The sequence below is a fragment of the Niveispirillum sp. genome (genome assembly GCF_017996735.1).
Taxonomy (GTDB): domain Bacteria; phylum Pseudomonadota; class Alphaproteobacteria; order Azospirillales; family Azospirillaceae; genus Niveispirillum.
The window spans coordinates 20,612-30,130 of record NZ_JAGOGJ010000086.1 but is presented as its reverse complement, the minus strand read 5'-3'; the positions used below and the strand labels follow the sequence as shown (position 1 = coordinate 30,130).

The following is a 9,519-nucleotide window of genomic DNA, read 5'->3' as shown; positions in this document are numbered from 1 at the left end:
GATTACGACCAGCGTGGCCATGGATGGCAGCTACGTGAAGGCACATCGGTGTGCCCACGGCGGAAAAGGGGGGCCAAGGAGCAAGCCATTGGCATTTCCAGAGGCGGCCAAACCACAAAAGTCCACGCCCTGACCGATACGCTTGGTCGCCCGGTGGCCCTGCATGTGACGGCGGGTAACGTTTCCGACATCACCATGGCTGAGACCCTGCTGGCTGAGGTCGATGATTGCCGCTACGTCCTGGCCGACAAGGGCTATGACAGTGATAAATTGAGGGCCAAAATCAAGGAGAAGGGCGCGAAGCCTGTCATTCCCGGCAGAAAGTCACGCAAGAAGCCCATCCGCTTCGACAAGGTCAGGTACAAGTTCCGATGGATGGTCGAGGCCGTCTTCTGCCGCCTCAAGGACTTCCGACGCGTCGCAAACCGATACGACAAGCTCGCCAGAAACTTCCTATCCACCCTCGCAATCGCAACCATCGTGGCGTACTGGACCTGATTGAGTCTCGACCCTAGCCCCAGTCACAACGTCATGCCTGTCACGGTTGCGGCTGGACCGCAAATCCCTATCGGCTAAACTCGGTGCCGGCTGCCGCTGGGTCATGCGCATGTTGCGGCTGGACCGCAAATCCCTATCGGCTAAACTAGTGCGTCGCCGCGGGCCTGCGCTTCCTGCGTTGCGGCTGGACCGCAAATCCCTATCGGCTAAACTTGAAGCGATTCGGCATGTGATGGGCGTGGGGTTGCGGCTGGACCGCAAATCCCTATCGGCTAAACTACAGGCGCAACGTGCCGCCGCCATCAAGGTGTTGCGGCTGGACCGCAAATCCCTATCGGCTAAACTAACAGTCGCTGAAAGGGTCTAATGGCGTTAGTTGCGGCTGGACCGCAAATCCCTATCGGCTAAACTATCTACGCCGACAACGTCGCCAGCAACAGCGTTGCGGCTGGACCGCAAATCCCTATCGGCTAAACTGGCAGGCCGGTGGTGGCATTGTTGACCTGCGTTGCGGCTGGACCGCAAATCCCTATCGGCTAAACTGCGCACCGGGTTGGCGTACTGGATGGAACGGTTGCGGCTGGACCGCAAATCCCTATCGGCTAAACTACCTCCGACAGCACCGATGCAGACAGGTGTGTTGCGGCTGGACCGCAAATCCCTATCGGCTAAACTTGATCCGTGAATAACCTGTTGAAATAATGGGGAGTTCACGGATTTTCCTTGGCTTCGCCACGACACTTTCCCCCTCTAAAACAAGGCCAGTTGGGCGGGATTTCCGCGTGGTTGCTTTTTTGTTCTGTTGTCGAAGCTGGTCACGTTCTGGTACTGCCGGTCGGTGATGGTCAAGATCTGGACATTGCCTTTGGTGGGGACCTGTCCGGCGATCCGTTTGGTTGTCGCATCCACCTGCTCCTTCCCGGAACACCATCGCAAATATACAGAAAACTGGGCCATTTCAAAGCCTTGGTCCAGCAGGAATTGCCGAAACCGGGTGGCGTTGCGCCGTTGAGCCTTGGTTTTGACCGGCAGGTCAAACAGGACCATCATCCACATGATCCGATACCCGTTCAAAGCCATCGTCATCCTCCTTCAGCCGGACGGCACCGGCGGTGAGGTCGAGGGGCAGGGGAGAGAGTGGCAGGTCGATAGTGGCGTCGTGCCGCGTGTCGTCGTCAGGTCCTGGATCAGGATGGCGGCCAGTTCCCGCTTGGCATCGGCGGTCACCTGACGGGCACCGGCCTGCACCAGGCGCAGGGTCGCCAGATCGACCAGCGGCCGGAAGGGCTCCATCACGTCATCCACCAGCGCCATCGGGTTTCCCTTATTGGAATGGTGGATCCCGATGGAGGGGTGCAGTCCCGCCGCCACAACAGCGCGTGCCGCCCCGCTGCGCAGGATGGCATAGCCATAGTTCAACAGGGCGTTGGCACCGCCCGCTTCCGTGTCGCGCCGGAAATCCGGTCCCATCAGCAGGGGCCAGTAGCGCCGTGCCGCCTGGGCCTCCACATTGGTCGGATCGCCCGACCGGACCTGCCGCGCCAGGGTGGTGAAGGCACCGGCGGGAACGCCCTGATGGGCCAGTACCGCACCCTGGTTGCGTATTTTGGCCTGGACCAGCCCTTGCCACAGCCGCTTGGTCAGGGGCTGTGGTGCCGTGATCTGGGCGCGGATGCGGCCGGTCTGGGCGTGGTGGCCGGCCACTGGCAGCATCGCGGATATCGGCATGTGGTTGGGACCGCACACAACGAAGGGCACATTGCGGTCGGCCAGGGCGTTCAGCAGGTTGGCCGAGAAGGTCAGGCCATGGGCGCTGGCGATGACCGCGTCGATATCATCCAGTGGCACCCGCCCCCGTTCACCATCCCCGTCCTTCACGACCAGGAAGCCACGCAGGACGGCAAGGTGAAGACCATCGGTCGAAATCTCCACCACCCGCCCTGGCATGGCTCAGCCCTCCGGGTGTGGGCCGGGGTCGCGCAGGCGACCCGACGGGGTCACCACGACCTTGCGTGCCCGCCGCTTGCGCAGCACATCGAAGGAGATGATGGTCCAGCGGAAATGATCGCCGCCCTTGGCCGTGCGGTCGTGGCGTTCCTGCAGTTTGCCTCCTTCGTTATGGGGGGCCAGCCTGACGCGATTATTGGCCAGATCCAGGATATGCACACGCATGACCTCAGGTGTCACTGTTCCATCCGGCCGCTCCACATCCAGGCGCAGCATGTCGCCCTTGTACAGGCGCATTACCACATCCGGGGCGGGCGGGGGCAGGGTGCCGCCATGGTGGCTTGCCTGCCGGCTGGCATCGAACAGGGTGGTGGCGCGGCCGGTCCAGCGGCCCTTGGCATCCGGCACGATATCCACACACAGGTTTTCACCCGGCACCACGGCCTTGTATGGGATGCCGGTGCGGCGGTTGCCGATACGTTCGAAATTGGCCTCGGGCTTGGTCAGGCGGACATGGCGCAATTGGTGCCAGGCGTGGTCGTCCCGGTTGCGGAAGCTCTCGACGGCCGCCTTGATATCATTGCCGGCCAGAACCTCGGCGGCGATGTGGGATTTCAGGGTTTCCCGCAGGGCGGTGTCGCGGATGCGCTCAACCTCCCCGGCCGTCAGGGAACCCAGCGGCTTGCGGTAGACCAGCGTATGGCCGCGCCAATGTTCGGGCCGGTTGATGATGCCATAGGCCGTCTCTTCATGCAGCCGGCCGGCGATGCCATGGTCGGGCTTCACCGACACGACGATGCGCGCCAGCCGATCCTCCAGATGCGGCCGGAACCAGTTGTGGCGGGGGGACAGGTCGTCCAGCAGCCGGTCCAGATGCTGGTCGGCCGCCTTCTTCGCCGCCATTTGCACCATCTGCACCGTGCCCTGATCAATGATGGAGATGATGGCGGCATCCAGCGCGTGGTGGCGGTGATCGTCGCGGTTCTTGTGCCCATTCACCGACAGCAACTCGTTCAGGCCCCATTTGCGGCGCAGCAGCCCGACCAGCGTGCCGGGCACGGCCCGCACCTTCAGGGTGCCCTGCCGTTTCTCATCGAACAGGCAGGACAGATAGAGCTTGGCCACGCGCGACAGATAGCGGGTGTCGTTCAGGTGCCGGTCCAGGAACCGTTCCTGGTCATCAAACCGTCCCATGGCGTCCGCCGCGAACCGCCAGCGGCGATTGGCGGGCAGAAGGGCGGCCCGCGCCTGGATTTCCGCCCAATCATAGCCCGTGGGTGAATGGCTGAACGCCTCCACCGGTGACAGGTTGCGCTTATCCCGGTTGGCCCGGCGCACACAGACGATGCGGTTGCCCACCCCATCATCCAGGGTGCGGCTGTAGGGAAGGATATGGTCGATATCGACATCGCCATGCAGCAGCCGCTCCACGCCGATATTCTCACCCGTATAGACGCATTTGCGCATCACACCGTCGATGGGCAGTTCCTCCCACAGGCGCAGACGCATGACCATGTCGGGCGTGGGGTCCACGCCCAATGCCCGCAATTGTTGACGCCGGCGGTCATTGTTCTTCTGGTTCTCCGCCTGCTCGCGCTGCACCTTGCGTCGGTCTTCCGCCGATCGCGACAGGTTGCGGGCCAGTTCCACAATGATGCTGTCGGGCTTGCCATACTCATGGATGATGTCGTTGACGACGGTGCGGATCTGGTTCAGCCCGATATGCACCGTGGGGTTGGCGATGCGGCCGATGCGGCGGAACGGGTCCTTGTCCGTTTCCTTGCCACTGCCGAAGGACAGGAAATGTTCCAGCGCCGGCACCTCGCAATAGAAGGGCAGCCGGTCCAGCCCCGCACCATCGGCGCGCAGGTCGGAATGATGGTCATAGCCGGCGGCCACCACCGCCTCGTCATAGCGCAGGCCCTTTTCCATCTCCGGCACGATGCGGGCCAGGGCAGCGGCGGACAGGCGGCAATGGCCGTCGGGCAGGCTGGCTGCCGCCACGGCTCCCGCCGCCTCTGCCGACAGGCCGAACCTCTCACCCAGCCAGCCAACCAGCTCATCGGTTTCGGCATTCTCGTCCAGCAGACGGGTCACCACCTCTGCCTGCGTGTCCGGCGGCAGGGCGCGCCACAGGGGGCCGAAACGTTTCTTGTCGGCCATGGATGCTGCCGTGGCATCGCCGTCCAACCGGTCGCGCTTCTCATCCGCCAGATTGAGCTTTGTGTCGGGCGGCAGCTTGGCCGCCTTCAGCAACTGGTCGAATTTCCTGTCCTTGTGGTTCATCAGGGCGGCCAGCATCGCCTCCCGCCCGGTGGCGGGCAGCGGATCCTTGCTGAAATCCTCCCGCAGGATGCGCAGATTGTTCACCTCCTGCAAAATCCGGAAGCGCTGGGCCAGCGGCAGGGCCCAGGGGGCACGGGGTTCCCCCGGCTGCAAGGTGCATTTGCCGGGATCGACGGGGCGCAGCCTGCGTTGGTGGAAAATCACGCCGCGAATATGGTCCCACTGCGCCGGCGTGACCGACGGATGGTGGGGCCCCTGGCATTCCCGGATCGTGTCGAACTCCGCCTGCGCCAGTTCGCGGGAGGGGTAGAAATCATAATTCGCCTTGGCCCCTGTGCCCGACAGGCGGGCGCGCACCGGCTGCTTGGCGGCATGTCGGGCCGCCAGCCAGGCCCCCAGGCTGGGCAGGCCTGACGCCTCGATCTGGGCGGCCAGGGCACTGATGCCGGTCTTGATCTTGCCTTCCTCGGCGGCGTCCCCCTCTCCGCCCGGCCGGCGGGTGGACCGGAAGCCGCGCCGCTGGTTCAGGTGGAACAGGGCACGCCCCAGCTCATACGGGGGCAAAGCCTGCGCCGTGGCGGCCAGCGCGCGCAGGGCATAGGGGTCCAGATGTTCCAGCGCCTTGCGCTGTTCCCGGTCGGCTGGAAACAGGCCAGCCGCCACCAGGGCCGTGATCAGCCGCTTCTGCCGTTGCAGGAACCGGTCCCGCCGCCGCCGCGCCTGCCGCGCCACCCGCCGGTCTACGGCCAGACTGGTGCCCTTCTGCGGGTCCCGCCCTTCCGGAAACACCCGCACGCCCAACCGGATCAACCCGCATGGCTCCCCCCGTGCATTCAACTCGGTCGCACACCAGCCGATGGAGGTGGCACCGACATCAAGGGCGAGCGTGTAGCGGCGGTTGGGCATAATCTTATCTTTCTTGGTGATATTCCCTTATAAGTGGTATCAATTTACGCATATGCATCAATCATTGACAATTGAAGATGGGTATTCCACCATTCAACCGTGATGGCCTTGATCACTGTTTTAGCCGATAGGGATTTGCGGTCCATCCGTTAACACGCGCCGGGACGTTCCCCGTGCGCACCAAATGCGGGCGGTCCCTCGGGGCCGCCCCTTTGCTTTTGGGGCTCTGTGCGTGCGGCGAAAAGGCGGATCACCCCAACGCATATTCCGTCAGGATGTCCTCCCCGTCAAAGCTCTGGTCAAGCCGCCTCCACCTTAGGTGTGGAGCCCCCATGGTCGGCGGCCTCATCCGCCTGTTCCGCCACCCGGTCGGCGGACAGGATGAAGCCCGGCCGGCACAGCAGGGTCCAGGCCGGCACGAGGAAGATGGCGGCCGCCATGTTCAGCGCCAGCATCAGGCACAGCAGCAGGGCCGCGTCCGCCTGGAACCGCAGGCTGGACAGGAACACCCACATGACCACGCCGAACATGAGCGTGAAGGCCGTGAAGCTGATGGCGCGGCCCGTGGTCATGATCGTTTCCCGGATGGCGCGGGGCAGGTCGCCGGACAGGCCGTACTGGTGCCGGATACGGTCCATGATGTAGATCGAATAATCGATGCCGATCCCGATGCCGACCGCCACCACGGGCACGGTGTTGATGTTCAGGCCGGCGCCCGTGATGCCGAACCAGGCATAGGTCAGCAAGGTGGCGAAAACCATCGATGACAGCATCATGGCGCCCGCCGCCACCGACCGGTAGGCGGCCGCCGTCAGCAGGGTGATGACCAGCAGCACGACGGGTACCACCAGCAGGTTGGAATGCAGGATGGCATCGTTGATGCCGGCATTCACCCCGATCACCCCGCCCGCCAGATGGAAGCTGAGCCCCGGCACGGCACTGCCATTCTGCGCGATCCATTCGCGTGCCCTGCCAATCGCGGTGCGGATCGTGTCGCCCTTATGGTCTTTGAAGAAAAAGACCAGATTGGCTGTGCGCTCGTCCGGCGTCACGAACTCGTTCAGGGCGCCGGGGATGGGGCTGGATGCCATATAGGCGAACATCAGCCCGCCGACATAGGACGCATCGCCGGGAATGACGGCCCAGCGCGGGTCGTTGCCATGCAGCAGCCGGTTCACCTGGGCGATCAGGTCGGGAATGCCCTTGGTGCCGCCCACCGCCGGGTCGCCCATCATATGGACCTGCAGATCCTGGATCGATTGCAGCACGTCGGGCCGTTTCAGGTCGCCCTTTTCGGCGACGCGGGCCACGATGTACAGTTCCTCCGATCCGGGGAAGTCGGCATTGATGGTGGCGGACGCGCGGTTATAGTCGTGGTTGGGATAAAAAAGCGGCGATCCCGGCTCGCTCTCCCCGATCTGGATGGCGGGCAGCAGGGCGGCCGACCCGGCCACCAGCAGGGCTGCGGCCAGCACGGTACCCCTGGCGGCGCCCATGCCCGACACGAAACGCCCCGTCGCGGCCAGGATACGGTCGGTCAGGCTGCCCTGCCTGCGGATCAGCGGCTCAGGCCCCGGCACCACGGCCAGCATCAGCGGCACCAGCAGCAGCACCGCTGGTACGATGGACATGGCCCAGAGCGAGGCATAGAGCGCCAGCTTATGGTCCAGCGGGATCGACCCCAGGATCAGCAGGAAGATGCCGGCCGCGTCCGCCACGATGCCCAGGCATCCCGGCCGGAACAGGGCGTGGAAGGCGGCCCGCGCCGCGACCTTGGTATCGCCGCTGCGCGCCAGTTCCACGAAATAGCGCTCAACCTTCTGCACCCCGTGCGACAGGGCGCGGGCCGAGATCAGGAACGGGATGACCAGGGTCAGCGGGTCCAGGTTGATGTCCAGCAGCACGACCCAGCCCAGTCCCCAGATGGTGGAAACCGTGATGGCCGCCACCGGCATCAGCACGCCATAGGCCCGGCGGAAATAGACCAGCAGCAGCCCGACCATCACGGCCAGCGTTGCTGCGAAGATCTGCAATATCTCCACCATGTAGGTGTACATCCAGCCGACGATCACGGGCTGGCCGATGACATGTACCTCGAACCCCTGGGCGCGGAGTTCCGTCTTCAGGGCCGCCAGCTTGTCGAAGATGGCGTGGTAATCCAGGTCGCCTTCGGCCAACTGCCCCTTGATCAGCGCCGCGTCCAGGGCGGGGGAGACGATCAGCCCGTAGGTGCGCGGATCGGCCATCACGTCGATGCGAAGCTGTTCCAGTTCCGCCGCCGACAGCGGCTGTGCGGCGGACGGGTTGTAATAGGGCGTGGCCACCACGGCCCCCGTTTCCGACACGGTGACACGCCGGGCCGTGCGGTGGGTGATGGAGTTCACGAGGTTGTGGTTGATGCCCGGCAACTCGTCCACCACCTGGGTCGCGTGGTGGATGGCGGCCAGCGCCTCATTCGTGAAGATGCCGCCATCGGGGGCCTTCACCGATACCGTGACGATGTTGGCGCCGCCGAACGTGTCGCGGATGTCGTTATGCAGGCGGATGAACTCGTTCTCCTGCGGCAACAGGTCGGCAAAGTCCGTGTAGACGCGCAGGTTGGGGAGCTGAAAGGCGAACAGGGCCGTGATGCCCATCAGGATGGAAAGGAACAGGCCCGGCCGGGTGAAGATCATCTGTTCGAACCGGGCCATGGCGCCGGAGCTCGCGGAGTGGGTCTGGGTCATGGCGTCAACCTGATCTGGGTGAGCGTGCCGGCCGCACCGGCCGCCAGGATGGTGTCGGGGCCGGTGGCGACGGCGCCGGTCAGGAAGGGCGCGCCGGCCTGCGGTGCCTGCGCCGGGGTCCAGTCCTTGCCGTCGATGGACAGGACGGTGGCGCGGTCACCGACCGCCACGACCCTGCCGCCCGGCATGGCCGCCAGACCGAACAGCCCCACCTGCGTGCCGCTGGGCTGCTTGGTCCAGCTTTGCCCGCCATCGGCCGTGTGCATGACCGCCCCATCCAGCCCGACCACCCAGCCATGGGCGGCATCGGTGAACAGGGCTGCTTGTGGATAGAATTCGCCCGGAATGGGCGGTTGCGCCGTCCAGCTTTCCCCGCCATCCGTCGTGGCATAGACGCTGCCGAACTCGCCCAGCGCATAACCGCGGTCCGCTTCCGGAAACTGAATGGCGGTCAGGATCAGGTCCTCCCCGATCGACCGGTCCTGCCAGCTTTTGCCGCCATCGTCGCTGACCAGGATGGTGGAGAAGCCGCCCACGACCCACAGGCGCCCGGCGGCATCACAGGTGACGGCCTGCGGCGGTTCCGGGCTTTCCAGCGCGTGCATGGCCCAACTGGTCCCGGCGTCGCTGCTGGTGAAGACATGGCCGCGCCCGTCCAGGGCCGCAAAACCGCCATCGGGGCAGGTGGTGACGTCCAGCAGGGCGGGACGCAGGCCGCCGGTGCGGTCGGTCAGATCATGGCGCTGCCAGGTGCCGCCATCGTCCCTGCTGACCCCGATGACGCCGCGCAGGCCCACGGCCACGATGGTGCCGGTCTTTCCATCCCGGGTCACCGCCTGCAAAAGGTCAGTGCGCCCGAACCCCTCGGCGATGGCGGGGCCGGCGATGATTGCCAGGACCAGCGCCAGGGCTGTCATGCCAACAGTCATCAAAATTGACTGTTGGCATCCGCGCCGACTGGCGCGGCGCCGCTCATGCGGCGTAGCCAATCCGCCGGATGGCGGTGCCGGCGATTGAGGTGCTGGTATCAAATGGCGGGCAGGGTGGGGGCGGCCCGGCAGCAGCCGGGACCGCCGCGCGGAAGGCGCGTCGCACATTCTTCATTTCCCCCTCGGACGGGTATCGGCCGGGGCGCGCTTGCGCCGGACCGTTCCCG

At 65.0% G+C, this 9,519-nt stretch carries 5 protein-coding genes, 1 pseudogene and 1 CRISPR repeat array; of the genes and pseudogenes, 1 reads left to right on the top strand and 5 read right to left on the bottom strand.

The genetic code is table 11. The annotated features are described in order from the left end of the window. Nucleotides 1-498 (top strand): annotated as a pseudogene (locus KBA48_RS22430) (IS5 family transposase); the annotation flags it as partial. Between the two features lie 45 nt (nt 499-543). Beyond that, a CRISPR array of direct repeats spans nt 544-1,173; the repeat unit is 36 nt; unit sequence GTTGCGGCTGGACCGCAAATCCCTATCGGCTAAACT. A gap of 75 nt (nt 1,174-1,248) precedes the next feature. On the opposite strand, the gene cas2 reads toward KBA48_RS22430, so the two are convergent. The 5 genes from cas2 to KBA48_RS22405 all read right to left on the bottom strand — a co-directional run bounded on the left by cas2 (nt 1,249) and on the right by KBA48_RS22405 (nt 9,280). Further along, nucleotides 1,249-1,578 (bottom strand): CRISPR-associated endonuclease Cas2, encoded by a 330-nt coding sequence (cas2, locus tag KBA48_RS22425; protein WP_292910576.1) that lies wholly within the window; start codon nt 1,576-1,578, stop codon nt 1,249-1,251. A 12-nt stretch (nt 1,579-1,590) separates the two neighbouring features. Further along, entirely contained in the window at nt 1,591-2,445 is an 855-nt protein-coding gene (cas1, locus tag KBA48_RS22420; protein ID WP_292910574.1) for a type II CRISPR-associated endonuclease Cas1, read from the bottom strand. Between the two features lie 3 nt (nt 2,446-2,448). Beyond that, complete coding sequence (gene cas9, locus KBA48_RS22415) at nt 2,449-5,637, bottom strand: type II CRISPR RNA-guided endonuclease Cas9 (protein WP_292910572.1); 3,189 nt, start codon at nt 5,635-5,637, stop codon at nt 2,449-2,451. Between the two features lie 299 nt (nt 5,638-5,936). Further along, complete coding sequence (locus KBA48_RS22410) at nt 5,937-8,363, bottom strand: MMPL family transporter (protein WP_292910570.1); 2,427 nt, start codon at nt 8,361-8,363, stop codon at nt 5,937-5,939. Next, nucleotides 8,360-9,280: a YCF48-related protein gene (locus KBA48_RS22405; protein ID WP_292910568.1), complete on the bottom strand. Its 921-nt coding sequence runs from the start codon at nt 9,278-9,280 to the stop codon at nt 8,360-8,362. The genes KBA48_RS22410 and KBA48_RS22405 overlap by 4 nt, the downstream gene beginning before the upstream one ends. Nucleotides 9,281-9,519: the final 239 nt, after the last annotated feature.